At 39.2% G+C, this 26,608-nt stretch carries 22 protein-coding genes and 1 pseudogene; 3 read left to right on the plus strand and 20 right to left on the minus strand.

The genetic code is table 11. From position 1 onward, the window contains the following. Positions 1-14: 14 nt before the first annotated feature. Genes lgt through JMN32_RS25130 form a run of 3 tightly spaced genes read right to left on the minus strand, consistent with a single transcriptional unit; the run spans position 15 to position 1,496 of the window. Positions 15-827, minus strand: coding sequence for a prolipoprotein diacylglyceryl transferase (gene lgt, locus JMN32_RS25120; RefSeq protein ID WP_202859168.1), 813 nt, complete (start codon positions 825-827; stop codon positions 15-17). After that, positions 824-1,012, minus strand: a complete 189-nt coding sequence (locus JMN32_RS25125) for a hypothetical protein (RefSeq protein WP_202859169.1) — start codon at positions 1,010-1,012, stop codon at positions 824-826. Before JMN32_RS25125 ends, lgt begins: the two co-directional genes overlap by 4 nt. Continuing rightward, positions 993-1,496 (minus strand): RNA polymerase sigma factor, encoded by a 504-nt coding sequence (locus JMN32_RS25130; RefSeq protein WP_202859170.1) that lies wholly within the window; start codon positions 1,494-1,496, stop codon positions 993-995. Before JMN32_RS25130 ends, JMN32_RS25125 begins: the two co-directional genes overlap by 20 nt. Before the next feature lie 459 nt (positions 1,497-1,955). Between JMN32_RS25130 and JMN32_RS25135 the strand changes: the two genes are divergently transcribed. Continuing rightward, complete coding sequence (locus JMN32_RS25135) at positions 1,956-2,450, plus strand: CHAP domain-containing protein (protein ID WP_202859171.1); 495 nt, start codon at positions 1,956-1,958, stop codon at positions 2,448-2,450. Between the two features lie 409 nt (positions 2,451-2,859). Here the strand turns inward: JMN32_RS25135 and JMN32_RS25140 are convergent, their stop codons facing one another. Both JMN32_RS25140 and JMN32_RS27805 read right to left on the minus strand, forming a co-directional pair. Beyond that, positions 2,860-3,495 (minus strand): hypothetical protein, encoded by a 636-nt coding sequence (locus JMN32_RS25140; protein WP_202859172.1) that lies wholly within the window; start codon positions 3,493-3,495, stop codon positions 2,860-2,862. 55 nt (positions 3,496-3,550) lie between these two features. After that, positions 3,551-3,865, minus strand: coding sequence for a tyrosine-type recombinase/integrase (locus tag JMN32_RS27805; protein ID WP_202859173.1), 315 nt, complete (start codon positions 3,863-3,865; stop codon positions 3,551-3,553). A 365-nt stretch (positions 3,866-4,230) separates the two neighbouring features. On the opposite strand from JMN32_RS27805, the gene JMN32_RS25150 reads away from it, so the two are divergent. Then, complete coding sequence (locus JMN32_RS25150; RefSeq protein WP_202859174.1) at positions 4,231-6,720, plus strand: endonuclease; 2,490 nt, start codon at positions 4,231-4,233, stop codon at positions 6,718-6,720. Positions 6,721-6,925: 205 nt separating this feature from the next. On the opposite strand, the gene JMN32_RS25155 is transcribed toward JMN32_RS25150, so the two are convergent. From JMN32_RS25155 to JMN32_RS25230, 14 genes and pseudogenes are all read right to left on the minus strand, one after another. Continuing rightward, positions 6,926-7,384, minus strand: coding sequence for a hypothetical protein (locus tag JMN32_RS25155; RefSeq protein WP_202859175.1), 459 nt, complete (start codon positions 7,382-7,384; stop codon positions 6,926-6,928). Further along, positions 7,381-7,884, minus strand: a complete 504-nt coding sequence (locus JMN32_RS25160) for a hypothetical protein (protein ID WP_202859176.1) — start codon at positions 7,882-7,884, stop codon at positions 7,381-7,383. The genes JMN32_RS25155 and JMN32_RS25160 overlap by 4 nt, the downstream gene beginning before the upstream one ends. Before the next feature lie 323 nt (positions 7,885-8,207). Then, positions 8,208-8,804 (minus strand): hypothetical protein, encoded by a 597-nt coding sequence (locus JMN32_RS25165; RefSeq protein WP_202859177.1) that lies wholly within the window; start codon positions 8,802-8,804, stop codon positions 8,208-8,210. Next, positions 8,779-9,657, minus strand: a pseudogene (locus tag JMN32_RS27660) (RHS repeat-associated core domain-containing protein); the annotation flags it as partial. The gene JMN32_RS25165 and the pseudogene JMN32_RS27660, both read right to left, overlap by 26 nt. Before the next feature lie 44 nt (positions 9,658-9,701). Then, positions 9,702-10,439: a toxin-antitoxin system YwqK family antitoxin gene (locus JMN32_RS25175; protein ID WP_202859179.1), complete on the minus strand. Its 738-nt coding sequence runs from the start codon at positions 10,437-10,439 to the stop codon at positions 9,702-9,704. After that, positions 10,439-11,275 (minus strand): RHS repeat-associated core domain-containing protein, encoded by an 837-nt coding sequence (locus JMN32_RS25180; protein ID WP_317191806.1) that lies wholly within the window; start codon positions 11,273-11,275, stop codon positions 10,439-10,441. The genes JMN32_RS25175 and JMN32_RS25180 overlap by 1 nt, the downstream gene beginning before the upstream one ends. 100 nt (positions 11,276-11,375) lie before the next feature. After that, positions 11,376-11,795, minus strand: a complete 420-nt coding sequence (locus tag JMN32_RS25185) for a hypothetical protein (protein ID WP_202859181.1) — start codon at positions 11,793-11,795, stop codon at positions 11,376-11,378. Then, positions 11,795-16,375, minus strand: a complete 4,581-nt coding sequence (locus JMN32_RS25190) for an RHS repeat-associated core domain-containing protein (protein ID WP_202859182.1) — start codon at positions 16,373-16,375, stop codon at positions 11,795-11,797. The genes JMN32_RS25185 and JMN32_RS25190 overlap by 1 nt, the downstream gene beginning before the upstream one ends. A gap of 697 nt (positions 16,376-17,072) precedes the next feature. Continuing rightward, positions 17,073-19,322, minus strand: coding sequence for a DUF6443 domain-containing protein (locus JMN32_RS25205; protein WP_202859184.1), 2,250 nt, complete (start codon positions 19,320-19,322; stop codon positions 17,073-17,075). Positions 19,323-19,394: 72 nt separating this feature from the next. After that, positions 19,395-23,018, minus strand: coding sequence for an RHS repeat domain-containing protein (locus JMN32_RS25210; protein WP_202859185.1), 3,624 nt, complete (start codon positions 23,016-23,018; stop codon positions 19,395-19,397). Between the two features lie 189 nt (positions 23,019-23,207). Next, on the minus strand, positions 23,208-23,504 hold the full coding sequence (locus tag JMN32_RS25215) for a hypothetical protein (RefSeq protein ID WP_202859186.1): 297 nt from the start codon (positions 23,502-23,504) through the stop codon (positions 23,208-23,210). 6 nt (positions 23,505-23,510) lie between these two features. Further along, positions 23,511-23,825 (minus strand): hypothetical protein, encoded by a 315-nt coding sequence (locus tag JMN32_RS25220; RefSeq protein ID WP_202859187.1) that lies wholly within the window; start codon positions 23,823-23,825, stop codon positions 23,511-23,513. A 192-nt stretch (positions 23,826-24,017) separates the two neighbouring features. Continuing rightward, on the minus strand, positions 24,018-24,230 hold the full coding sequence (locus JMN32_RS25225) for a hypothetical protein (RefSeq protein ID WP_202859188.1): 213 nt from the start codon (positions 24,228-24,230) through the stop codon (positions 24,018-24,020). Positions 24,231-24,238: 8 nt separating this feature from the next. After that, entirely contained in the window at positions 24,239-24,589 is a 351-nt protein-coding gene (locus JMN32_RS25230; RefSeq protein ID WP_202859189.1) for a hypothetical protein, read from the minus strand. A gap of 110 nt (positions 24,590-24,699) precedes the next feature. On the opposite strand from JMN32_RS25230, the gene JMN32_RS25235 reads away from it, so the two are divergent. After that, a complete protein-coding gene (locus tag JMN32_RS25235) occupies positions 24,700-25,161 on the plus strand; it encodes a helix-turn-helix domain-containing protein (RefSeq protein WP_202859190.1) in 462 nt (153 codons plus the stop codon). 9 nt (positions 25,162-25,170) lie between these two features. Here JMN32_RS25235 and JMN32_RS25240 read toward each other — a convergent pair whose 3' ends face one another. Next, a complete protein-coding gene (locus JMN32_RS25240; RefSeq protein ID WP_202859191.1) occupies positions 25,171-26,502 on the minus strand; it encodes a tetratricopeptide repeat protein in 1,332 nt (443 codons plus the stop codon). Positions 26,503-26,608 lie beyond the last annotated feature (106 nt).

Raw genomic sequence — 26,608 nt, forward strand, 5'->3', positions numbered from 1 at the left:
GAGGTTATTCTGGATTATTTATCGGCAAGTTTTTTACGACTCAAAATCATAAGAGCAATACCAACAAAGATTAGCGGAATGCTTAATATTTGTCCCATATTCAGGATTAGGTTTTCTTCAAACGACATCTGATTTTCTTTCAAAAACTCAATCAGGAATCTCTGGGTAAAAATCAGTGTTATCCCGAGTCCAAAGATAAACCCCTGAAGATTATAAAACCCCCTGTTTTTCCAGATAGCATATAGCACAATACATAGCGCTAGGTAAAATATTGCTTCATAAAGCTGTGCCGGATGCCTCGGTATTTGATCCACCCGGGTGAACACAAAGGCCCAGGGAAGGCTGGAGGGAATCCCTATGATTTCTGAGTTCATCAAATTACCCAATCTTATCAGCCCTCCTAAGACAGTTCCTGCAATCATCAACCTATCCAGCATCCATAAGTAACCTCTTTTGAAATTTCTATTATAAAGGTAGAGCGAGAGCAAAGCCCCTAAAATTCCTCCATGACTGGCCAGTCCTGCCAAGCCGGTGAATTGAAAATTCGGGTGTATTTTAATAGGCAAAATTTCAATGGGATTGTTGAGATAGTGTATCGGATCGTAAAACAGGATGTGTCCGAAACGAGCACCGATGATAGCCCCTAACATTATATATACTGTGAGCTTGTCCAGTTCTATAGCGGGAATTTCTTCCGATTTATAAATTTTGAGCATGATCTGGTGCCCTATCAATATTCCCAAAACCCAACTGACTCCATACCACCTCAATAAGGCAAAACCTTCAAAAATTTCCGGGCTTATATCCCAGATAATATAAGCATTCATCCTCCCTGACAGCATATGGTTAAGAGTATAAACATAAAAGCATTCATCGCAAACCGATGGTGTTTGCTCATTGCCATACCTTCAGTTCTTTCAATTATCCATAAGATCTCTTCCTGATCAACTGGTTGCATAGCATTCAATAATCGAAACCGCTGCCATGCCGGTTTAAGGTTGTTTAAATTCATAACACTGATTTTGAAATTTAGCTTTTAATGCTGCCCTTACACGGCTTAATCTGGTACTTACATTGGTCGGTGTGAGACTTAAGATTTCAGAGATTTCTTTGTTCTTATACCCTTCCAGATAAAGGATGATCATGGCTTTATCCAGGTCTTTTAAAGATTGAAGCACTATGCTCAGAAGCTCAGTATCATCATCAACCTTTGCGTTAGGAAATGTTAGTGCTGAAGAGCTAATAGATTCTGTAGCTATTTTCCGCTTCTCATTTCTGACTTTGACCAGAATGGTGTTAAGACTAACCCTGTAAATCCAGGTGCTGATTTTGGACTCTCCCCGAAAGGTCTTAAAAGATTTCCACAACTGTAAAACAATATCCTGAAAAACATCTTGTTGATCTTCAGCATTCATATAATAGGCTCTACATAAGCTTTTAATGACACCCTGATTAGCCTCTATTATCTGAAGAAATTTGCGCTTTTGTGATTCCAATTTAGCTGCGGTCTTTATTGTATTAGTAGCCTAATTTCAAAAATTGTCACAGTAAGGTGAAAATTTTTATGGATAGTGTTAGTTAACGGCTCAGTATAGCCTCTTCTATATAGCTATTTCAAACCTAAGTGCATTAACATGCATCCCTCGTTTACAAGTAAAAATATGGCAATCGCTCCAGCTTAAAGCCAGTACAGACTGGTATTTGACGCTAAAGCTCAGGATCGGGTGTTTCCAAAAAATGAATCCAGAAAATACTAATAACTCCAACAATTAACCTCTCCCCATAAGCCATTAACAATCAGACACATTAACTGAAGTTAATACATTATTTATAATATTTAAGCCATAAATTCCCCTTATTTATCTATTTAATTACAATAAAAATAATTAATTTGATGTAGGAGCAAGTCGAAAATCCTTTAAATAGAGTAGACATTTATTCAACCTAATAACCAAATGAAAAAGACCTTAAACATTATTTTCGCATGCCTGTTTTTGACCGTTCTGGCATGTAGCGAAGAAACCATTGAAGTAAAAAATCCCGTTCAGGATCAGGAAACGGTGATCAGTGAAGAGAGTAGCAATCCCGGCAAGAAGTCTCCAAGTAATGCAATGCTTCCAGGAGAATGCAGGTATGCATATCCAGACAATTGTACTCTTTATGTATCATGCAGATTAGCTGCAGGAGGTTTCCCTCAGTGGGGATTTGATGCATCAACATACTCGGCAAAATTGAGTATGATCAATACTCCCAGTGGACACATCCCAAGGTATGGAGATGTAGCCATATTTAACACCGGAACTCAATGGGGACATATGGCCTTTGTGGAATGGCGTGATCCAAATACAGGCCAAATCCATATAAGCGAAACCAACTGGAATGGACAGGACTTTAATTGGAGAACAACCACTACCACCTTCCCTGGCCTGATGGGATATCATCGCCCATAAAATAACCGGAGTTTTGTAACTCACAGCAACTAGATATTCGTGTGGTCACGAATACCTAGTTGCTGCTTCTGTTTTAAGTCTCCGATTCTAATGAGGGTGTTACTTCCAGGTTTTTCAATACTCACTTTATATAAAAACCCTTTCGGGTATTACCAATGAGAATCAATAATTAGGCTCAACATCAAGTTCAGCTTATTAAATGATAGAGATTCTTCCCATAGTCATGTGACTCACCGAGCTATATATCAAACAAAAAGCCGGTCACTTTTCAGTAATCAGCTATTAGTTGATGATTGTCCATAATGAGGAAAAGTTTGAAAGAATACCTCCGTTATGCCATCATTGTCAATATCAATTATAGCCCATCTACAGGACGAAACTGAAATGTTTCGTTAGCAATAAATAGTTTTTATAATTCTACCCCTCTTTTTCCTCCGTAATCTATGATGTCATCACGAAGAAGTTCAAGCTCATCCTTGTCGTATAAAACTGTTTTAATCAAATAATCTATGTAGTCAACAACTGTTTCCTTATTTCCATCAACAATTTCATAACCATTAAAATCAATATTTGGGAATGCTTCATTGTCTAAAAGAATTTCATCATAAAGATCTACTATCCCTTCGAGCGCTGCTTTTTTATAGATTAGCATATCTCTAGAATCAGTTTTACCAGTAACCTTAGGGCAAATGAGTTTTTGCTTATACTTATTTAAAAAAGCTACAATAATCATATTTTTATTAGATTCTTTTAAATCATTTGGAGTATTTAAAGCTTCATGTATGAGTCTTTTAAACTCTTCAGATTTAAACCCTGTAATTCCCGCTTCTATTACCTTGATACAAAGTCGTTTTGTTATTTGTTCTAATTCTGTATTTGTAAGGTCTTTGATTTGAATATCATTTTGTATTTCAGTTATTCTCTCATCAAAATATTCATAACCAAAATTGATTAATTCACAATTGCAGCTTGTAGTTTCTGATGATGAAGCTTGAGAAAATGTAAAAAGAAACAGAGAGAAAAAGAGTAAAATTATTTTATTCATTGTTTTAATTATTCTCAACAACCCGGTATACTAATATTTATAGGGTATATCAGCATTATACGTTTCCTAAATCTAGCAAATCAAATGGACTTTTAAGAGATTTGATATTCTTGATGCCTACATGGGTATAAATTTCCGTGGTTCGACTACTATTGTGCCCCAATAAAGTTTGTATGTAGCACAAATTTGTTCCATTTTCAAGCAAATGGGTTACGAAACTGTACCTTAAGGTATGACGGTTCACACGCTTCCTGATATTTACATTTTTAGCTACTCTTTTTACAATTTTCTGGATGCTGATTTCGCTAGACGTTGCACCCGTAGGTCTTTCAAATAAATATTTCTTCGGTCTGTAGTGTAAGCAGTACATTCTATCGCTATCAATGGCATTAATCTTTGATTTCCTGGCTTATCCTAATCATATTCCTGCCTCATATAGCAGCCCAATGAGACACTTATGTTTAATATTTCGTGTTTTTTCAAACATTCTTTTAACTTCTTCCTGACTCAAAACTGCAGGAAGCTTCTCTTCCTTCCAAGGTCTTTCTATCACGTAAAATCGATTAGGCAAAACTGGTAAGGCTTCAAGATGACTTTAGTGCATAACTGCTGAAAGTTGAAGTAGAAAATATTTATTTACCTGGTAAGCAATCACTTAATTATCCATTACCTAACTCCGTTTGGAATTATTACCACAGTTAAATACTTTCAGGTTTAACATAAAATTTAGCCCCAATGAAAAGAATAATCACCAGTACCCTAAAAGGGTTAATGGCCTGTACATTAGTCCTTTTTTATTTTATAGGTAATGCACAGATTCCACCCGGATATTATAATAATGCCGAAGGAAAGTCGGGAGATCCCCTTAAAAGTGCCTTGTATAATATTATTAAAGGTCATGTTGAATATCCATACACGAGTAGCTCCACTGATGTATGGGACATTTTAAAAGAAACAGACCGAGATCCCAACAATCCGAACAACGTGATAGGAATTTATTCAAATTTTTCCATGAATGCTGCATTGGAATACAACAGTGGCGATGGTTGGTCAAGAGAGCACGTCTGGGCTAAATCCCGAGGTGATTTTGGCACAACCCTTGGGCCAGGCACTGATGTTCATCATTTACGGGCCGCAGATATCTCCACTAACTCTGCCCGTAGTAACAGGACATTTGCAGAATGTAGTGAGTTATATGTCGATGGTTCTGGAACCTACCAGGGTGCTACAGCATCTTACACCAGCAGTACGAGTTTTGTCTGGAAGCCAAGAAATGAAGTTAAAGGCGATATAGCCAGAATGATCTTCTACATGGCCACCCGATATGAAGGGTTTAATGGAGAACCTGATCTCGAGATTGTTGACTATGTCGTTGATGCTGCAGACAAATCTCCCTTACATGGAAAGCTAAGTGATCTATTGGCATGGCATAACGAAGATCCGGTAGATAACCTTGAGAGGCAAAGAAATGATATCATTTACGGCTATCAGCAAAATAGAAATCCTTATATCGATCACCCTGAATATGTGGGGTTGATATGGGGAGAGGTATCCTCCGAACCTACAACCCCCTCGTTTACATCAACGCCGGACACCGGTACTGTAGCGGGTGACTTGTATGCCTATAATATCACTACTACAGGTGGTCAGGGAACATTGAGTATTACAGCATCTCAAAAGCCAGAATGGCTTTCTTTAACTGATAATGGAAATGGTACAGCATTACTTACTGGTACAGCATCTGACAGTGATGAAGGGGACCATATTATCTCTGTTTCTGTCACTGATGGTGTAGCGACTGATACTCAATCCTATATACTTACCGTTTCACTTGGTAATACCGGTGGTGGTGCCAGTGAATTGTTTATTTCAGAATATATAGAGGGTTCTTCCTATAACAAAGCACTGGAAATTGCTAACTTTACGGGATCTGATATTGACCTCTCTGGTTATAGCATTCATAAACAAACTAACGGTTCCGGAAGTTGGAGCTCCGGATTATCTCTTACAGGTATATTGGCTCATGGCGATGTTTTTGTTATAGCTCACTCTTCGGCTACTTCGGAAATAACATCCCTGGCTGATATTATTACTGGCTCATCGGAAATGACCTTCAATGGAAATGACGCCATAGCTTTGTTCAAGGGAGGAGCATTGATTGATCTGTTAGGAGCCTTTAATGATGCAGCAATTTATGCTCAGGATGTGACATTGGTCAGAGGCCCTTCAATATATTCTCCAAACACTACATTCACAACAAATGAGTGGGATACTTATGCCACGGATACTTTTGCATACCTCGGCACACACATCATGAACGGTTCAACACCTGCAAATCAGTTACCTTCCGTATCTGTCACATCGCCTGCAAATAACTCAACTTTTAATGAAGGTGATGTTATTTCAATAGCGGCTACGGCAGCAGATAGTGATGGAGTCGTAAGCAAGGTAGCTTTTTATCAAAACGGCAACTTACTTGGAGAAGATACTTCAGAACCCTATACTTTTAACTGGACTAATGCTACGGCAGGCACATATGCGATAACTGCTATTGCCACAGACAATGAAAATTCAAGTGCAACTTCCCCTATTATTAATATAGTTGTGCAAGGTCAGGTTGCTATGAATCCTATGGTTAGTACAATCAACCTCTCAACGGAAAAGAGAGGTAAAAGCTTTGAGGGACAGGCACTGATTCAACTTACTTCTAATAATGTGAATTTAACTGGTGCCTATGTAGAGGTCACTTGGAGAAATAGTTCAGGGACTTATGTTGAGCATCAATATGGATATACAAGTAACAGCGGTATTCTGTTCAGAAGTAGTAAATTAGAGCAAACAGATTTTACTATCTCCATTGATCAGGTTAGTAAAGAAGGGTATTACTGGGACGAAAATAATAGCGAGGTAACTAAATCCGTACAGTCAGCAAAACAGGAACCAATAGCAAGGAAAGCCATAACTGCCAATGCTGTAGCGGAGAGTCTGGCTATATTTCCAAACCCTTTCGAGCATGTTACCGATATAAAAGTTCATACTACCGATGCCAGTGACATTAACATTCGGATTTATTCAATGGAAGGAAAGACTCTGGAAAAGTACTCATATTCAGTTAAAGAAGGAGAGTATTTATTTCCTGTTGGGAACGCATTACCAAAAGGAGTTTTCATGGCTGAGGTAACCGTTAACGGAGATATGGAGATCATCAGAATAGTCAAGTATTGATGCAAAGTAAAGCAATCATTCTCGAAAGATTCTGGGGGATCAGCAAATGGGCAATGGTATAATCACCCCCATTTTAGAACTACCTAAGTATAAATTCTATTAAATTATAGGTGTTAATTGTGGGTAACTCGATAGAGTTACCCACTGTTAATGCTACCTGTGCATATTATATTGGACTCATACACTTATTTAGAAACTTTACACACTATTTTCCTTTAATATAATATCTCCTAAATGTCACAAAAGTCGTATCACTCCGGTCATCATTATTCTTGAAATTCACTGATATTTCTGCCTGTAAATAAGCTTCAATGGTAGAGTCTGGCTTTAACCCTTCTCTGTAGGCTTTAAATTTTAATCTGGCAGTATCATTTACTACTTTTAAATTTTTACTCGCTCTTATTAACTTACTTCTATCAATGTTCACTTCATATTTTGCCTTAATATAATCCTTAATCTTATTATTTTGAGCAACTTTATATAGAGTATCTTTAGTCAAAAAAATGTCCGCCTCATAAATGTCTCCATTGACTACAGTATCCTTGTCTGAAGCTATTTTTATAAATAAGATTGTATCATCAAGTATAGTTCTATATTCTGCTGTTTTGCTACATGCCGATATAAATATTATCACAACAATAAGCACTATTTTATCTTTTGTCATTTTAAATTTCCGTTTTTATCGATTTCTCTTTTAACACGAAAAGTACCATTACTAAACTTTACAGTATCTAGTCTATACATTTTCCCCTCATAAGGATCATAGTGTACTCTTTTAGCACTTACGGTATCAGGCATATCTGCTTGAGATTTTGAAGCAATTCCAAATTCTTTAACTTCGCGTTTTGTTCCGTTATGCGCGCTATGACCAAAGAGGTCTTTGGTTACATCATTTATATTATTTCGACCTGTTTGTCCTGATGAATTTTTGGCAGCTTTACCTTTTTTCAATTTGGAGCTTCCCAGAGCTCCTAAAGCATCTACAATTCCCATATCGAAATTAACTGTCTTGGCATTTGGGTCTGGAGCAGGTAAATGAGAATCATCATCCATAGGCCCATCTCCCCCTATGACAACCTGACGAGGTCTCAAGTCAATATTAAAAGCATCTGCAAAATCATCCAGATGACTTCGTGTTGCTGGCACTTCTTGTTCAGTAGCCACCTTCCTATTGCCGGGTCATACGCTCTAAAATGTGCTAAATCCCAACCCAAATCTAACTCTATCACCCTTTCTATTCCATTAAAAAGGAAATCGTTCTTTTTAACAGTCACTCTCTGGTATGAGTTAAAGGTTAGCCCAAAGGATAATAATCATCAACCTGCACAACAGGGGATTCGATCAACTCTATCTCCAGGTCAGGGCTTGACCCAAATACTAAAACTAAAATATTCGATATTATTGATACCTACCTTAGAGATGCCAAAACAAGGCAGGCATATGGGGTATAAAAAAAAGCCCAACCATTGCTGATGGGCTTCTTATCTCTAATTTGATTTTACATTTCGGTAGTACCAATTATCTCCAAGCTTTTTACCAGAACAGAAGAACTTCTTCCAATATTCGTGATTAACTTTGGATACGTTTGGAACATAGATTACTTCTTCATCGGAACTCACTGAGAATATTATAAACCTTCCCAGCCTCGGTGTACTTTGAATTTTGTATGATTTTAGCTCATGTGCGAGATCAGTAATTGCAATCAATTGATCCTTCACTTTTTGATATGCTACTGAATCGACCAACCCCATTTTATCAGAATAGATTTCAATATTCTCATAAAAAGGCATTTCCTTAATTTCTTCCTCGTTCATCCCTTTAGCTATGCCAGGCAAAATAATTGTTTCATTCTCATCCAAAGCAATTTCAATTCTAAGAATAAAAGGCCTATTATCTTTATACCCTCTAGCCGTAAAAGACACATTGAAAAAAATGGGTAACTCTGCTTCATATCGCTTTGCTTTATCATAAAACTCTTGAGCTAACTTTCCATCGGAACTAGTTGAGGAAGAGCAAGAAATCGCAAAAAAACACACCGCCATTAACGGATAAATCATTTTAGCCTTTAGGTAGTACCACAGCATTTTTCTGGAATTTATAGTTATAATTGTACCCATTTATTATTGCCCTTTGATCAGCTTTTGAATCTAATAACTGATGTTCGTAACTAGGATTCCACGCATTATCTTCCTTCCCATTCATCATGTTATTATAGTGTGCTCCTAATCTTAATGTAGTTAGATTAAACCATAATCTCCTGCCTGCCATTCCCCACATAAAGTTACCAAAATCACTAGGGTTATAGCCTACAGCACCACCGGCCTTGGAACGTGCTACATGAAGTACATTATCCCCCCTTATTATACCACTAGCCCAAAAATCCATTTTCCCCTTGCTTCCATCATGTTGAAATCTACTTTCTCTATGTATAAATGAATATCTGTTATCCTGATTTTTAGGGTCATTTGCACCACTTGCATCAATTGTACTTTCTATTTCTGAGTTGCTTATAAGCTCAACTTTCATTTTTCCAGATTTCAGCCCCTCTTTATCTGTCTCTATATCGTTAAAACCAAAGTGATATCCTCCTGTAAATGACTCATTACCATCTTCATCCGCTTCAGACAATTGATTATATCCCGTTATTTCTTCTTTACCATTATCAACGGTTGCTACATAAGCCCCATTCTTAAAGAGCATTAAGCTATCCCCGTTTATATCTACATATTTGATAGGATTATTTGCCCCATACTGATAGGGAGACATTGAGAAGTATTTATCCGCAAAAGCATCAACCCCTGTAAACCTTGCCGTCGCCGGATCGTATCTGCGCCAGCCATAATCGTAGTTTCCTGTTTCGTCCTCAAGTTCTTTACCGTTGTACAGGAACTTATTAGGTTCATTGGTAACTCTCTGATAGGAGTTAAATTGCAAACCAAATGGATAGTAATTACCCTTTTGAGAACAAAAGCGAACTTGCGTTAAATCTCTAAATCATTACGAGGAATTACATAATATTTATGACTAAAATATGTTGCCTCACCTTTTTCGTATCCTTTTACTCCCACATAAACACTGTCACCAGCTGGTTGTATTGTAAAATTTATCAAATATCCTTCTATTGTATTCCAGCCTGGATTAATAGCTTTAGACCGTAGAGTAACAGAACGATTTTCTCCATTGTGGTGTATAATTGTTTCTTTGTCAATTTGTCCTGTAACTTTGTCAATACTTCCAGTATAAGCTCTGATAAACTCATGTTTGGGCTCTACAAGAAGTAATTTCACTATCAAGGAATCATTCAACATAACACTATCTGCACCCAATACTTCAACTGTTTCGTTTACGTATTTCATGTCATATGTTAACGCACCATTGCGATCATAGCTTTTGCTTCTAATTAACTTACTTCTGTTATTTTCAATTTCATAAATCTGCTCATAATGAATCTTTGCACTATCACCTCGGTAAAATTCTTTATGGCTACCGTACATCAGACCATTATTAAACCAGCCCTGATATTTGATATCTCCATTTTCATACCATCCCTTTCCTTCTCCATTCCTCAAGCTATCTTTTAAATTACATATAAACTGAACCTGACCATTAGGATAATATCTAACCTCCTTTTCCGATGATATTTGGCTTTGTTCTTCCTTCTTACACGAAAGTATTAATATACTTAGTATTATAAATAATGATATATTTCTCAATTCCATTAATAATCCTTTCTTTTTACAGTATCAATTTTGATTAATTTATAATTTCCTTTACCATCTGACTCCCATTTCCTCTCAACTTTAGTAGAGTCAGTTATATTAGTAAAGCCACTTTGTATATTGCCTGCTGTCGTCTTGGTACCCTGAACTTGATCACCTACTTGCGGGGTTTCCGAAAACACCTTTTCCGCTTCTTTTACTGCTTTAACTGTACTATTTACTCCATTAGCAACAGCTTCCACAGCTTTTCCAAATTCACCATTCTGAGAAGGAGCATGAAGAGCTCTAAAACCCGCAGTAAATCCATCCAAAAACTCCTGCTCCATTACAGAATTGTTTTCCAAAGGGTCTGCTGTTTTTGAATACTCACTGTCTTCACCCGCACCTTTTTCCCCTTCAATAGTCACACCCCAACCACTGGCCTTTTCGGTGGTTGATTCTTTATCAAGACCATCAATCCAGTCACCAAGTTTACCTAACGTAGCATCATAGGCATCATTGCCTATTCTCTTTAGATCCTGCCCCATATAGGTATCATTCCAAAAATTATTAATGGTATAGTTACCGTACTTTATGGTATCTCCCAACGGATCAATATAAAAATTAGGCATATTGGCAAAACCAACATAGGGGCTTTCCCTTTCAGAAGTTTTGGGATCGATTTGCAACCATCTGCCAATGGCAGGATCGTAGGCTCTATAATGGGCTAAATCCCATCCCAAACCCAACTCTGTTTCCCTTTCTATGCTGTTAAAAAGAAAATCGTTCTTTTTAGCAGTCACTCTTTGGTAGGAGTTAAAGGTTAACCCAAATGGATAATAATCATCAACCTGCACAACAGGGGAGCGGCTTATTTATAAAAAAGCCTTGCATTGCTGCAAGGCTCCTTTTTTCAGTTTATCATGGCAGATAACTAAAATGAGCTAATCTATTCTTTCATAAACCTTTTATAGAACTCGCAAGCTTTTCTATATCATCATCATTCCAACCATTTTTCCTGCATAAATCTAGTACAGTCTTAGTCGCTTCCAAAAAACTGGCGGAACATATCTCCTTTAAATTCTCCGTATCATAAGTATATTGATGAACTGGTGAGCTCTTATTATAACATGTAACAGTAGTCTTCCCTACAGCATCACTAACAAAATTTACTTTAAACGGCCCATCCATAAATTGGAACTGAGCCTCTTTTGCTCCATTAATGAATGATTTTATTTCAGAAGACCACCATTCAAGTAAGATAATCGGAAAATCATTCCAATCCTTCTCAGGAAAAAAACATCCATTAAAAGCAATTGATATCTTCCCTGTAATTTTACCCTTGTTGTCAAATGAATCTGTTTCTATATTAAACATTAGTTAATTGGATAAGCTGTTTCTATTGTTTTTGTTGTCTTGTTAATCCACATTTCTACTTTCACACCTTGGCTTTCCCCTTGAACAAGTACCCTTTCCCCTTGAGTTGCTATTTTTTTATTGACATTTCTATAAGCATTTCTAACTAGCCTGCTTACTTGCTGCTTATTAAGATAACTCGGAAATAAACTCTTCAAAGAGCTAACTCTACTACCACCTCTTATATGGCCAGAGGCAATGTGTTCTATGTCGATAGCTATTCTCTTCCACGATGGGAGAATCTTTTTTAAACTGCTAACTGCCTTCACTGCATTTCTTGCACCGCCACCGCTACTAGGCCCCTCATAAATAGCTAATGTCGGCGCAGCTCCAATGATATACCCGTCGTCATCAACAAGATAACCATCCTGCTCACGAGGGCCTGCAACCCAATTAAGTATATCCACACCATCACGCTTCCCTAAAACCTTATCACCCTTATTAAAGAAGTATTTATTAATTTCTTCCTTGTCATAATTACTAGCCTCTTCTTCAGACATCTGTTCACCTTGAACAACCACTTCATTCAGCACATTCGGGCCTATTACGACATCATCATCATTTATATTTTTAGGATCAAAATTTGAGTCTGTCGTGTTTAGTGTATCCAGTCCGAAAGGATCATTAAAAAGTATAGGATTGTTCGTTACCCATGCATAACCAGATTCATGGTATTTCTCAATCGGGTCGATCTGCCACCATCTTCCTAAAGCCGGATCATACATTCTGAATGGTGTCATATCCAGACCTAAATCCAGGTCATCAATTCTCTCTGTCCCTTCATTATACAAAAACCTATTCTTCTTAGCAGTGACTCTCTGGTAGGAGTTAAATTGCAAACCAAATGGATAATAATCATCAACCTGCACAACAGGGGATTCGATCAACTCTATCTCCAGGTCATCGAAGTAAACATCTGTCAAAGAACCCTCATTGCTGAGATAAACTAAGATATATCCATTTTGTGAAGCTTCAAAACCTTTAAGCATTAATAAATCAAAAGGGTCCTGAGAAATTCCATCAATTACATTTTCATTGTATTTCTTATCAATCTGATCATAAGCAAAAGTAGCATCTTTTACCAGGTTGATGGTTTCTCCATCCGGGAGAAACATGGCATTCAAAAAAGCTTTTGGGGCATCAGCGTCTTCATAAGGAAAATCAACACCTCCAATCAATCCCTCTGATCCGAAATTATTATTAATGGTTGATATTCCATGTTCGCTGGTACCAGGGTTTCCTCCTGTAAAGGCTCCTATCAATGCAGAAGCCAGTGTATTGACTCCAACATTGGAATTCGCAGAGTTACTAACATATTTCGCATGAACACTCGCTGTGATTTTATCGCCTGCCATTACAGGAATAGCAATTACAGAACCTACCTGTGGATTGGGGGAGCTATATAATACTTGAGAGTGAGTATAAGGCCTTTTCCCCAATGGACCGCCATATAACCCGTCAGTGTGGTTAAAGTCTCTTACATTGGAAATGGTCTCCACATTTTCAAATAAGCCGATATCATCCTGGTTATACTCGTCATTTTCATAGTTAAGACTAAAGTTGATTGTCTTTGGTTTCGTTGTGAAGGTTAAACGCGTATTTCCCAAATGATCCTTCAAATGGTACTGGTAATCCCAGTTTCCCGTGGTTTCATCCTTTACCAGCCTGCCTTCTTCATGTTGGATCATGGTCAGCTCTCCGTCTTCATAGATCAGCTCTCCGAAGTATCGGGTGCTTTTGGGTGCTTTGCCTTCTTCATAGACAATCTGCTCTTGTTTTGCACCTGTAGCATCGTAGTGGTAGATGATGTAGTTGTTGGCATCTTTCTCTACTCTTACGGGTAGATTCAGGTGGTTGTAGGTGATGGTGATGCCTTTGTTTTTGTCTTTGGTCATGTTGCCATTGGCATCGTATTCGTAGTCATCTCCTGTGGTGTTTTTATCGGCAAAGCCTTCCCAGCCTGCAGCATCGCTTACGGCGGTGAGCTGGTTGCCTCCGTTGGCATAGCTGTAGGTCAGGGCATCTATGGTGCGCAGGTCTTCTTCTATGGACTGTCTGTTGAGGCTTTGGATGTTACCGTTCAGGTCGTAGTTGATGTTGTTTACACTGTATCCTCCTTGTGCTGATGTCCAGGTATTGGTTGCCGTGCTGCCTTGGGCATATTGCGCACTTGTAATCCTGTTCATGGGATCGTAATCGTAGGTATACAACTTTTCCTCACCGTCACCCTGGGTTTTCCACTTGATGGCGGATATGTTGCCGTTGTATTGGGGCTTGTGGACTATTGTGTTATTGGTAGGTACCGGCGTTTTGGTTGTTGCTTGTATTTCGGCACTATATGGTGATTGGTCGTTACCATAAACGGATCTTAGGCGATAGTAATATGTTGTGTTGGCATTAAGAGGATGATCTTTATAGGCAGAGGCTCCGGGGACTGTTGTGGCTATTAAGCTATAGCCGCTTCCCGGGGTCAATGATCTTTCTATTTCATATACAATATCTTCAACGCCTTCCCATTCAAGTTGTATCTTATCAAAATCAGCGACTAGTGCTATTGTAGCGTCTGGTGCTGTTATTATTACTTCAATAGCAATCGGACCTCCAATCATAGTCAGGTCTGTTACTATGCTATTGGTAATGGTGTACCGGTAGTTTCCTGAGGCTTCCGGTCTGACTTTGTCAATAGTAAAAATACCTGGTTCACTGCTTTGGTTCTGGCCGTTAATATTGATCCAGTTGCCGTTTTCTTCTTTTTCCCATTGATAATTATTATTGACGCTAAAGTCATCGGTATTGATTTCCAGTATTTGCCCGAATGGAATATTTTGGTTAGCAGCTGCGGCAAAGGCCTGATTGGCATAGGTAAAGGTAAATAGGCATGTGTCTGGTGCGGTAAATTGTGTTTCTATATCCTGCAAGGGAATGATATTTTCATCGGCATGCACCTTTACCAGGTTCGGAAGTACTTTAAGGTCCGGAAGACCGGTTATTTTGTTTCCTGCTATTTTTAGTTCTTGTAGTTTGGATGTTGTGGGAAACGGGGGGATATCTCCTTCTAATTGGTTATCTGTGAGGGTCAGGTATCGGAGGTTGGGAAGGTTGGTTACTTCCTGCGGTACTGTACCTGTTAAAAGGCACCCTCCTATGATCAATTGTTCAAGCTGGTTAAGGGTGCCTAAACTGGCTGGAATTGTGCCTGTAAATGGGTTATTCCAAATTCTGAGGTATTTCATACTGGTGAGTAATCCCATCCAATCCGGAATAGGCCCGGTAAAATTATTTCTGTTCAGGTCCAGCATTTCCAGTGCTAACAAAGGGCTCATATCGGGAAGTGGGCCTGACAGTTGGTTTACATCAACTCTCAGGGTTACTAATCCGCTTAGTTGATTGATCGAAGGCGGTAGTGTGCCGGTCAGTTGGTTTGATCTCAATACTAACAATTCAAGGTTAGTCAAATTACCTATATCAGAGGGTATTGTTCCTGTCAGCTGACTGTTTTCAATGGCCAGGTGGGTCAGGGAGGTCAGGTTGGTGATCCATGTGGGGGTGGATATTCCCAATGGATTGTTTGACAGGTACAGTACTTCCAGCTTGTCCAGCCCGCTAAGGTCGGGAAGCGGGCCGCTCAGTTGGTTATGGTGGAGGTAAAGTGCGCGCAAGCTTTTCAGGTCGTTCAATAACGCTGGCAGGTTGTTGGTGAGATTGTTATTGTTCAGATCTATCTCTACGATATCGCCATTTTCTACACTTATGCCATGCCAGCCTACTATCTGATCGACTGAGGTTATGGTACTCCAGTCGGTTGGCCAGCCGGTCTGGTCGGCCCAGCCGGGGCCGCCGGTGGACTGGTAGAGGTCGCGTAGGGCCTGAAGCTCGACTTCATCTCCAACAATTCCATTGGGGGTTTTCTGTGGAGAATAAAAAAAGAGCCTGAAAATATTCACTCCACCGGGTCTATTAATATCAATATCCTCTTGAGAAATATAGTTCTCCTGAATCCTTACGTCCATTCTGCCTAGGTTGGGGTGGCCAGTAAAGTCAGGGAAGCCAGTAAAACTGTTGCTATGTAGAAATAGGTATATCAGCTTGTTGAGGTTAACTAATGATTCCGGAACAGGTCCAACAAAGTTATTGGAGTCAAAGCTCAAGTTGAAAACCTGGGTTAAGTTACCCAACCAGGAAGGTAGGGTTCCTTCCAGATCATTAGCGGTAAGGTTCATCACTTCTAAATTCGACAAGTTCTGAAGTGCATCGGGAAGTGTCCCCGAAAACCTGTTATAAGCAAGTACTAGATGTTTCAATCCTGTACAACCACCAACCCATGCAGGAATTGTCCCTTCTAGTTGATTATTATTAAGAAAGATCTGGACAAGATTTGTAAGGCCAGAATAGCTTGGTGGTATTTCCCCTGTCCTGTTCATAGATTGGAGGTGCAGGTAAGCCAAGCTTGTATTATTACCAATCCATGCAGGTAAAGGCCCTGGGGTCAATAATGTATTATACCCCAAATAGAGATGTGATAAACCGGTAAGACTACTCAAATCGGGTATATTACCGGTGAATTCGTTTTTGGCCAGGTTTAAATACTTAAGGCTGGTTAAACCATTGAGTTCTGCAGGAATATTGCCATTGAGTTTATTGTTATCAAAACTGAGCCTGGTTAGCGCTGTCAGGTTACCTATACCGGATGGTATTGTTCCTGTCAGCTGACTGTTTTCAATGGCCAGGTGGGTCAGGGAGGTCAGGTTGGTGATCCATGCGGGGATGGATATTCCCAGTGGGTTGTTTGANCGGGGATGGATATTCCCAGTGGGTTGTTTGACAGGTACAGTACTTCCAGCTGGTCCAGCCCGCTGAGGTCGGGAAGCGGGCCGCTCAGTTGGTTATAGTGGAGGTAAAGTGCGCGCAAGCTTTTCAGGTCGTTCAATGACGCTGGCAAGTTGTTGATGAGGTTGTTATTGTTCAGGTCTATCTCTACGATGTCGCCATTTTCTACACTTATGCAATGCCAGTCTACTATCTGATCGACTGAGGTTATGGTACTCCAGTCGGTTGGCCAGCCGGTCCGGTCGGTCCAGTTGGTGCCGCCCGTGGACTGGTAGAGGTCGCGCAAGGCCTGGAGCTCTACGGAATCGGCTACTGATCCATTAGTTACCTGGGCTTCTGAATTATAACAACCTGCAAAAATTAATGCGGTGATAAGTATCTTTTTTATAATGTTTTTCATTTTTCTGAAGCTTAATTTACGGCAGGAACTCCATTTAGTGGATGGTTGTACAATAGTTCCATTCCGAAAAGGTCAGGATTGGCGTCGTCTATATTTTTTTCTGGCTCTATCTGAAGAGTACTGCTATTGATGTTCTCCAGCCAACCCCGAATATTGTATCGGTAGTCTATAGATTGTTGAGGTACGTTATTTTCAACGTGCAAGTTCTTTTCAATCAACTCTCCCAGCTCGTTGTATTTATTTTTGGCTAGTAATACTTTCCCCTGGGTTATACCATTTTCGATCATTTCATGATATCCTTGCATTAGCCTGCCTGCGTGATCATAGGTGTAACTTTTTTTCATCTCATAGGTATTACCTCCATTCGTGTGGCTACGTTTTGCTGCCAGAACCCAACCTGGAAAATTATATAGCATACTCTGTTTGTCTATACTTCCGCTGTAATTTTTTGTTATGGTTTGTATCACTCTATAACGGTTATCATAATAGGTCACTGAGTTTGCCCAGGTATTGTTTCCATCCAAAGTTTTTACTTTACTTCCTGTTATCTGGCCTTTGACTCTATCAAATGCTGCTGATGGGAAGGTATATATGCCTTGAATGTTAGTCTCCTGACTTAGTTGTGTTGGGTCATAATCATAATCTGTCCCAAAGTCTGGTAAGCTTTTGAAAGCATAATTATCGTAATAGGTAACGGTGAGGTAATCACTTTCTATTACTCCTTTTGGAAAAGACAGGTCTGTATAGCCATGAACTGATGTGCCCATTTGCTCATACCATTCATCCTGATTGCTAGCGGCCGCATCATAAAAATTATTGACTACAGTTTGCATCTCTGCCTGGGTAACTGTTGCTGTATGGGTATATATTCCGGTGGCTATAGGTCTGTTCAGTTGATCATATTTTGTGAAAGTCCACTCCTTACCCGTTGTAATATTAGCATCTCTTTGATTTCCGTCCTGGGTTAAAACTATTCTGTCTCTCTTATCATAGACCATGTACACCCAATCTGACCCGGGAACTCTTTTCCTGGCAATCCGGCCTCTTGCATCATATTTATAGGTAAAGGCATAATCAGATAGTAACTCTTCATCCAATGTGGTTCCGGAATTCAGTTTCTGACTGGCCTCCGGGGGCAAAACGAACCTCAAGTTTCCAATATCATCATAGATGTAGTAGGTATCCGCCCACAACTCAATGGTGGATTCGGCACCATGGACCTGTACTCTTTTCAAGATGATGTGCCCGCGCTTATCGGTATACTCCTGGGTTTGATGGCTTGCTTCGTCAATAGATATTATTTTGGTGAGGCTACCGGCAAGGTAATCTCCGGATGTTTCGGGAAGTTCAGAATTCAGACCAGCTTTCCAAAGCTTTACTTTATCATTCGTCTCATTTACATGGTAAGCAAACTTAACGGTGTGGGGGTTAACACTAACTGTCCCATACTCAAACAGGTCTTTAACAAATTTTACATTTAAACCGGTAATCTGTTCCGAGTATGCATATACACCGATACATAAATACCCATCTTTGATGTATGCATAATAAGTTCCTTTCTGTAGTGACCCCAATGACATATCAGGAATACCCCCATGAAGGAACCCAACCTGCCCAATCTTGAGCGTGGTGTTATCAAACCCTGCACTGAAACTTACTGATAATACTTTATCTAAAACAGATACACTTACGCCTCCACCACCAGATACAGGATCCACAACATATTGGCCATAGTTTATGTAGGTATTAAAGTTTTCTATTTCAAAATCTGATACGAGGGGCTGCCAATCGCGTCCTGGCGCTCCTTGGGTCACCACCCTGTTTAATGGAGATGCCTCATAAACTGTTTCTGCGAAGGGGTATGCGTCTCTTGCATGATTGCCAGGGGTTCTATAAAATTCCTTTTGGGCTTCTTCATAATTTGCCTTGTATTTACCATCGTTGCTAATATGCCTATAGCTCAAATAGCGTCTTGAAATTCTGCCGTTTGCATCATAATCCGTCGCTGAAACCAAATCTTTTTGGGCAGGACTTCCCCCTCTAATAACTTCTTGAACGCTACGACCTAATCCATCAAAATAGGTGATTTTGGAATTTCTCAGGTTCAGAGAGTAGGTATCAAAGCTAGCTTCAGACGTTTCTTTTGTCAAGGAAATTCGTCTTTCAACAGAATTAACCTCTGTGGATGATTGGCTGTAAGTATTCTGTATTATTCCCGCTAAGCAGAATAGGATAAAGAGTTGTCTATAAATGCGTTTCATTACGTATTTTCAGTCAGGATATTATTGGATTTACCTAATTGTTGATGTTTTGATGTGGCAAGCATGGGTATGCTATTCACTTTTATAGTTATATATGAATTTGGAAAGTATGCTGTTATCACTGTCTTTGACCCATTCTAACCTGCCGAATGAATCATACTTGTAGTTTTTAGCCTGGCCATTAGGGTCTGCTATTGAAAGGATTTCTCCCCGGTCTGAGTAATTGTAGGTGGTGACCATAGCATATGACAAGCTGTTCCTTAAAGCTGTTGCTTCCGCTGATGTCAAACCGGAATTGCTACCTTCAAAATCGACCCCAAAAATGCTTTCCACATCTGATAGTCTACCGTTTTCTATCACGGCTAAAAGGTGTTTTTGATTCGAACTCCATATAAAACTTGTGTAGTAACCATCTTCATTAAGCTCTACTATGTTGTTATGGTTGTTGTAGGTAATCTGCTTTCTTAGTTTGTAGTTGCTTTTGCCATAGCCCAAATCACTATCAGGGTCAGGGGTCTCGTTTGCACCTAGTGTTTCATGCTGATAGTATTTGACAGGGAAATATTCATTATACATGATATATTCACCTTTAAGGGGGTCGGTGGTATGATGATAGAGCGAGGTGGCTACTTCTTGAACTAAGGAGGTTCCTGTTTTATGGACGTACCTTACATATCTTTGCTTGTCTTCACTATCCGTTATTTCTTTCCAAATCAACAAGTTGTCTGATGAATAGCCGTATTTGGTGTTTTCTGCATATGCTTCTCCATTCCCTCCATAGGTGGTGATTTTACTGTTCTCAAGCAATGAAAAGCCTATATCTACTTGGTAATACTTGTATGCCAGGGGATTACAGGGGATTTCCGGATCCCAGCTCGATAGACTATAGACACCACCGGGAAGTGGTAAAGATTTAATCTTTAAACCATATGTTGTATAAATTGTCTGCTTATAACTGTTCTCAACCTGCTTCACGAGATCGCCGTTCTCAGTATAGTCATACTGGTAAAGCAAATTTCCATTGCTGTAGGAATAAGTGAGAGAAGGGGTACCATGAACCATTATCCGGGAGTTGCTACTTTCGGGGTTAAATGTAACACAAGAATATAGTACAATGGCATCGTAATTACTTTGGCTATCGGTGTTGTTTGAATAGACGTATACTGATTTTCCCGAGTTTCCTCTTTTTACTTCAACTCTCCCATAGCCTACAAAGCTGCCGGCTGCACTATTGCTAAGCGGGTAGGCTGCATTGGAACTGTATACATTGAAGTAGGAAATCCCATCTTTTGAGGGGGTGGTTGTTGCTGTTAAGTAATGTGTGACTGGTTTGTTCATCAGTTTCCCTGAAGTAGAGCCGTCTGCATTTTGATATGAGTACTCTATTACCTGATCAATATTATTAGTTCCATTTGAAATTACCTGCCTGTTAACCCTTAGACCTGCTCCATAATTCTTTTTATAGCTGTAGGTTGGATTTTTCTGCTTGATAGTTGCATGAGCTCTGGCGCCGGTAACTTCTCTGTCTACTTGATGGGCCCTTAATGTATATGTTCCTTTCGGTAAGGTGATGTCTGTTACACCTGAAGTACTGATGTCTGTATTTGTACCGTCAGGCTTTATTAGTCTGACTATATAGGTGGGTTTGGGTGCAATATACGCTTCTCTGATTAACGTACCGGAAACCACATCTGTTGATGTTTGCATAGAGGTAGCAATAAGTGTATAGTTTGCGGCAGGCAGATTTAGTGCTATTTTATCTACTGGCGCGTATCCTCCTGCAACATTTATGGATTTTACATATACACCAGTATCCTTATTTTTAATAACGAGGTTGTTTCCAACGTTTGAAGTATTGGGTCCTGTAATTGAATAATCGAGAAAAACACTTTTTTCGGTTCCATATATTGTAAAGTCATCGGAGTTGGTAAATATGCCATTACAGCTGCTATATTTAGAATCACATACTTCTGCGGCTGTTACTTCGTTATAAGGATGGTTAATATTTGTAGTGATCGAAAAAATTTCATTTTGTTCCACTTCAAATTCAACTGCTGTTAGCGAGCCGTTTCCACAGGGCGTAGCGGAGTTATAATCCCTGCATATTTCAAGAGGACTGAAAGTATCGACTGTTTCAAAATTTGAGAAATGGTTGGCTCCAAAGTCAAAGGATGTGATGCCTCCTGTTGGATATTTTATTGAAGAAATTATGCCATATTTCATATAGTCCTCAACTGGGGAGTAATTGTCTCCCTCTGTTCCTATTAAAGGGGCTCCTGCTATTCCATAGCTTACTTTTGGGTAAAATCCTGAGTTAGTGGTTTTACCATTGTAAAAGCCCCATAGGTCTACGGCATCGGAAGTTCTTAAAGGGTACTCTGTGTGGTTATAATAGTCGATAACATAAGGGGGCTTAGGGGTTCCGTTGGCGGAGTTCTCTCTTACACTGGTCAGCCATAACTTATTAGCCAGGTTGTCATATAAAAATTTGAATGACCCTACAAGATATTCTATTCCGGCAGAGGATTTCTCTATTAGCTCAATTTGGTCTAATCGTGTCTTTAAATTGGTACCTGAAGCTGTATAGTCACTGCCTTCAAGCTTATCATCAACGGTATGAAATTTTACTAATGTGGCACTGTTATCAGGGTATGTTATGGTTATATCTTTCAAAAACAATCCATCAACTTCATGCTCAACAACGCCTCCGAAACTATGCGGAGAAGCAGTTGATGATCCGGCAGGCAGGCAGTCTGTTCTATATACTGACCTGTACCCACCACTGAACGTTTTGAATTTATAGGTTTTTCTTGTGTAGCTAAATGTTATTTGTTCTCCCGACGGGTGTGTAATTGATTTTAAGTACCAACTGCTGGCTTGGGTATTAGTGACTCCTTCAGGAAAAAATAAAGACTTTGTCCATTCAATCCAACTCGCCTGCTCCACTCCCTGATCATAAGTGGTTCCGCCAAACTCGTAACTCACGCCATCTAATGTGGATATGATCCAACTGTCATCATCTTGGGTGGGGAATTTATCAAAAATCAATTTGGTTTTACTATCTGTAATGATCTCTCTATCCTCATTGAAGAGAAATTTCCCACTCAAACCATTGAAGTTAAAATAAAAGTTATCTGGTTCTGTATCATGCATGTTTGCCTCAAATAACATATCAGAAATGAAGGCTGCATTTTTTGATGTATTGAGGTCCTGTGTATCGTCTTCCCATTGAATGCCACAACTAACACCAATTCCTTTCGGAATCTTTCTGCCTGTTATCTGATTCCCATTGAGGTAAGTAATAGGCTGGGCTATTCCATACTTATCCTGGGTTCCTCCTTTACTTTTAAAATCTGTCAATCCATTGATAGACCGGGTAATCACTCCTCCTGCACTTAATGACCATCCGGCACCTACCCAAGAGGATACTTCTTCTACCTTGACACCGCTGGCATGGTAGCTTAAGGAGATGGGTAGGGACAAATGACGACCTTCTACATTGTAAAGTGGTATGTTTATACTAGGTATACCGGTATATGTTCCTACCGGAATTTCTCCATATTTCCCCAGGGCTGCAGCATCGGGCGGCGGTGGGATACTAACCTGAAATTTTTCAGACTGCGACAACCCATTTCGACCTATGAATAAAAGGAACAAACATATAAAGGTGAAGTAGGTGTATACTCGAACTCTCATTCTGGTAGTAGTTATGTATATGTAAGTATTGGATTAATTTTTACACCATAAAAGGCATCGCTTTTTTGATGTTTCAACAAAATCGGGCGCTAAATTAAATTTTAAAAATATATATATCCTCAAAATCATGTAAGAAATATTTAAATAAGTAATATAAAATTCATCCAACTGCCTTTTTGATGCTCATTGCTAAGTGTTTAGCCCTACTTGATGTTTTTTTATATTTTGCTTGTATTTTTGAAGGTTATTTGCACAAAACAATGGCAACTTTGACAGTAATATTTCATACTCTTTTATAACTCTGTTGTATTGCTCCGTACCTGGTTTCAACTCCATTACTGATGTGTTCAGGAAGAAAAGCTGGTAGCGCAATCCTTTACTTCTCTGAATTGTTAAGGTTTGCATATCAAAAAGGGCAACGTTAGAACCGTCCTTAATAAAGTATGTGTCTTTAATGGTTTTTGTATAATCGTATATTTTGATCATGGTATATTAGTTCCTCGGTATGTTAACGGGGTCTTTGATCAGGAATAATTGCAGTGTTTCACGTAAATGCTTTAACTGTTCTACCTGTCCCTTCATGCTGTAATACATAAATTCAAAGCTGCGCTCATAAACCGTCAGTTGATCCGCTTTATTCATCAGTTCATACAAGCCGTTTTCGTAGATCAGTTGTGCAAAATCCATGTTGGTACTTTCGTAGGTCTCTGCAAGGCGACTCGTATCTTGCACCAGTTGGTTAAGAGCTTCCAGCAACTGCTGGTAACGTTGCACGGACTCCTCCCATGCCAGGGTGTTATTCTCCATATTTTTTAAAATTTATTAAGAGGCATCCAGGGGAGACACTTGCAGCTCCCCACGGACGACCACTAACTCAAACGCATTAAAATGGGTATTTTAAGTATTATTCTTTGCTACGAATGCCATAGCAATGTGTGCTCTCAGTAGGATGTTGGGAGGTGTGCCCCACACACCTCCCGTTCACCCGTCAACCTAAACCTAGTCTTTAGGGCCTGTAAATACGAAGCTGCAACTCTCCGCATCGTACTCAATTTTACACCCCTTTATTTCTGCAAGGGCTTCTATATATGCTATTGTTAGTTCAGTATTTATTTCAAGTTTTTCTGCCAGCTCTTCCAACGTTCCTGTTTCCTTTGAGGCAATCAGGTCTTCCAACCGTATGAGCCGCCAGATAATTATTGGTCTTCCCAAGGTGTATATCAGCGCAGCTTAACGCCGGATAATTTTCTTTTAAAGCACTTCAAGGAGTACCGGATAGGCTTTCTGCTATGTCGCACGCTCATATTTTCCGGGGACTCTCCCGCTGGTTTAGCTTTTTCAGTAGCTACATATTGCGGATTGAAAAGTATCGTGGCTATGGAATGCTCATATCCTTGCTTAATAAAGGCAATCATCCCATTATTACTTGCCAGCATTTTCTCAAGTCGCTCATAAGCTAACCAGCATACGGAACAGCGCTTAAGTTGTAGATGCAAATACTCAAGAATACCATCATATTCGGTGTGTAGGATTGTTTCCAGGCGCGGATAATTAACTAATTGGTTAGTCATGGTAATTAATCATGTTAATTGTAAATTTGAAAAAGGGCTCTACATCAAAGGTTTGATTGCAGAATCTTTTGTAGTCAAAAACAACAATGATTCAAAATTATAATATTGTAGTGAATAATACAACAATAGAGGAGAGAATTTATCACTTTCGCACAAGAAACCACTGGTCTCAGACCGAGCTGGGTGAGAAGATTAAAGAAATAACAGGCAAGCCTTTAGGCAGGGATGTGATCTCAAATTATGAAAAAGGCAGGCGAAAGGTGCCATCAGAACTGGTTCCGGTACTCGCCAAAATATTCGGTATATCTACTGATGAGCTGTTTTATAAGTATGAAGAGGTTGTTGCGAAAAGCCCAACACTTCAGGCTATTGAAGCATCGGAAAAGCTGGCAAAGAAAGACGTGACAGAGGCTTACCTGAAAGCGATGGAAGCTCTAAAACAATCACAAGTTGAGATTCAGGCATTACGTGATCAGGCTGAAACCTTCAAAAACGAAATGAACAGGTACAAAAAAGAAGCTGAGGAAGCGCAAGCCGTTATTGACAAGGTGAAGAAGAACCTCTCTTTATAATCTAGTACATTAGTCGGAACCATATCCGCTCTCTATTAGCGTTTGCTTAACACTATCTATCTGGCTCTGTGAGTTCCTGTAGTTTTCAGCAGTAATCTTCAAATTTTTGCGATATACTATTATTGTTCCCAAAAGAGCAAGGCAAGATAATAGTAAGGCACCTGTCGCTACCCATGAATAAAACTTTTCTTGTTGCTCATTTTTCAGGTTGGATTGGTATATAAACTCGTTGTAACCTTTTTTCACCGAATACTGAGCATAAAGTGTATTGAGCTTCGACTGAAGCTCGGCTAAAACTTTCTTGCTTTCGCGCGCTACTCCTAAATAATATAGTGATTTTTTAAATCCCTCATCAGTCCTCAAAGCCGGACTGTTTTCATAAACGGCTTGTATATTCTCTAATGCCACATCTAATTCATCATTTATTATATCTTCTTTTGATAGGTCTACTACCTGATCAAAATAGCCAAGAGCTTCCTTAAAATCCCCTTTTTGCAACCCCACCTGACCAAGATAGTTTAGTGTAGGTCTGAGATCAGCATTCGCTATACTTTGCTTTAGGGCTAATGATTTTTCGAACCACGTTTTAGCCTGATCTATTTCCCCTTCTTCAAGGTAGGCCTCCCCAATATTGCCATAAATGAAAGCAGCTCTAATGGAATTTTTATCCAACAGAAGATCATATGATTTGCAGTAACTTTTACGAGCTTCTTTATATTTAGATTGCTTATAAAATAGTTTCCCATATAAATTATGAAGAATGCTTAACTTGCCTTGTACATCATTCTTTCGGCATAAAACTATTCCTTTATCGAAATAATTTTTCGCAATCTCATAAGCCGCACTATCTATAAACAAAAGTCCCATATTTTCATACAGACCCGGCAGCTTATCTTCTCTCTCTAGTTTTGCATATAAACCTTCCGCAACTTTAAAACATTCATACGCCTCTTTTGATAAGTATGCAGTACGGTAAATATCTCCAATGTTGTTTAATACCTTCGCTTGAAACAGCGAATCACCAACTTGCTGATATAAATCAAGGGCATTAAAGAAAGCAGTGACAGCTTCATCCAGATGCTTATCCATCTTCTTTAAATAGCCATAGCCCATGTGGTACTTCGCAAGGTATTCCTTATTACCTAGTTGCTCCGCTTGAACCTTTATACTCTCCAATAACTTATATGCAATAGCCGGATCAGCGTAATGTTTTGAATACTCCTGATAAGTTTCTTCAAGATTTCTTAGACCTTCTTTATCTTCAAAGAGAATTGATTCCGTTTCAGAACAGGAAATTAACAACATAAAGAATATTGCCATTGCGGGTAAAGCAAATTTCATAAAGCGGTAGGTTTCAAAATAGTATCAGCAAATTTGTTGATATAAATTGATTGACCGAATATGAATTAGCTTTGTTACCTTACATGGATAAACAAAATCATACAAC

This window comes from Fulvivirga marina (assembly GCF_016775155.1).
Taxonomy (GTDB): Bacteria; Bacteroidota; Bacteroidia; order Cytophagales; family Cyclobacteriaceae; genus Fulvivirga; species Fulvivirga marina.

Excerpts from the sequence above, each read along its gene's own strand:
- JMN32_RS25150 (WP_202859174.1), top strand. The coding sequence starts at position 4,231 with ATGAAAAGAATAATCACCAGTACCCTAAAAGGGTTAATGGCCTGTACA.
- JMN32_RS25210 (WP_202859185.1), bottom strand. The coding sequence starts at position 23,018 with ATGAGAGTTCGAGTATACACCTACTTCACCTTTATATGTTTGTTCCTT.
- JMN32_RS25125 (WP_202859169.1), bottom strand. The coding sequence starts at position 1,012 with ATGAATTTAAACAACCTTAAACCGGCATGGCAGCGGTTTCGATTATTG.
- JMN32_RS25175 (WP_202859179.1), bottom strand. The coding sequence starts at position 10,439 with ATGGAATTGAGAAATATATCATTATTTATAATACTAAGTATATTAATA.
- JMN32_RS25155 (WP_202859175.1), bottom strand. The coding sequence starts at position 7,384 with ATGACAAAAGATAAAATAGTGCTTATTGTTGTGATAATATTTATATCG.
- JMN32_RS25205 (WP_202859184.1), bottom strand. The coding sequence starts at position 19,322 with ATGAAACGCATTTATAGACAACTCTTTATCCTATTCTGCTTAGCGGGA.
- JMN32_RS25230 (WP_202859189.1), bottom strand. The coding sequence starts at position 24,589 with ATGACTAACCAATTAGTTAATTATCCGCGCCTGGAAACAATCCTACAC.
- JMN32_RS27805 (WP_202859173.1), bottom strand. The coding sequence starts at position 3,865 with ATGTACTGCTTACACTACAGACCGAAGAAATATTTATTTGAAAGACCT.
- JMN32_RS25185 (WP_202859181.1), bottom strand. The coding sequence starts at position 11,795 with ATGTTTAATATAGAAACAGATTCATTTGACAACAAGGGTAAAATTACA.
- JMN32_RS25240 (WP_202859191.1), bottom strand. The coding sequence starts at position 26,502 with ATGAAATTTGCTTTACCCGCAATGGCAATATTCTTTATGTTGTTAATT.
- lgt (WP_202859168.1), bottom strand. The coding sequence starts at position 827 with ATGAATGCTTATATTATCTGGGATATAAGCCCGGAAATTTTTGAAGGT.
- JMN32_RS25165 (WP_202859177.1), bottom strand. The coding sequence starts at position 8,804 with ATGCTGTGGTACTACCTAAAGGCTAAAATGATTTATCCGTTAATGGCG.
- JMN32_RS25135 (WP_202859171.1), top strand. The coding sequence starts at position 1,956 with ATGAAAAAGACCTTAAACATTATTTTCGCATGCCTGTTTTTGACCGTT.
- JMN32_RS25215 (WP_202859186.1), bottom strand. The coding sequence starts at position 23,504 with ATGATCAAAATATACGATTATACAAAAACCATTAAAGACACATACTTT.
- JMN32_RS25140 (WP_202859172.1), bottom strand. The coding sequence starts at position 3,495 with ATGAATAAAATAATTTTACTCTTTTTCTCTCTGTTTCTTTTTACATTT.
- JMN32_RS25220 (WP_202859187.1), bottom strand. The coding sequence starts at position 23,825 with ATGGAGAATAACACCCTGGCATGGGAGGAGTCCGTGCAACGTTACCAG.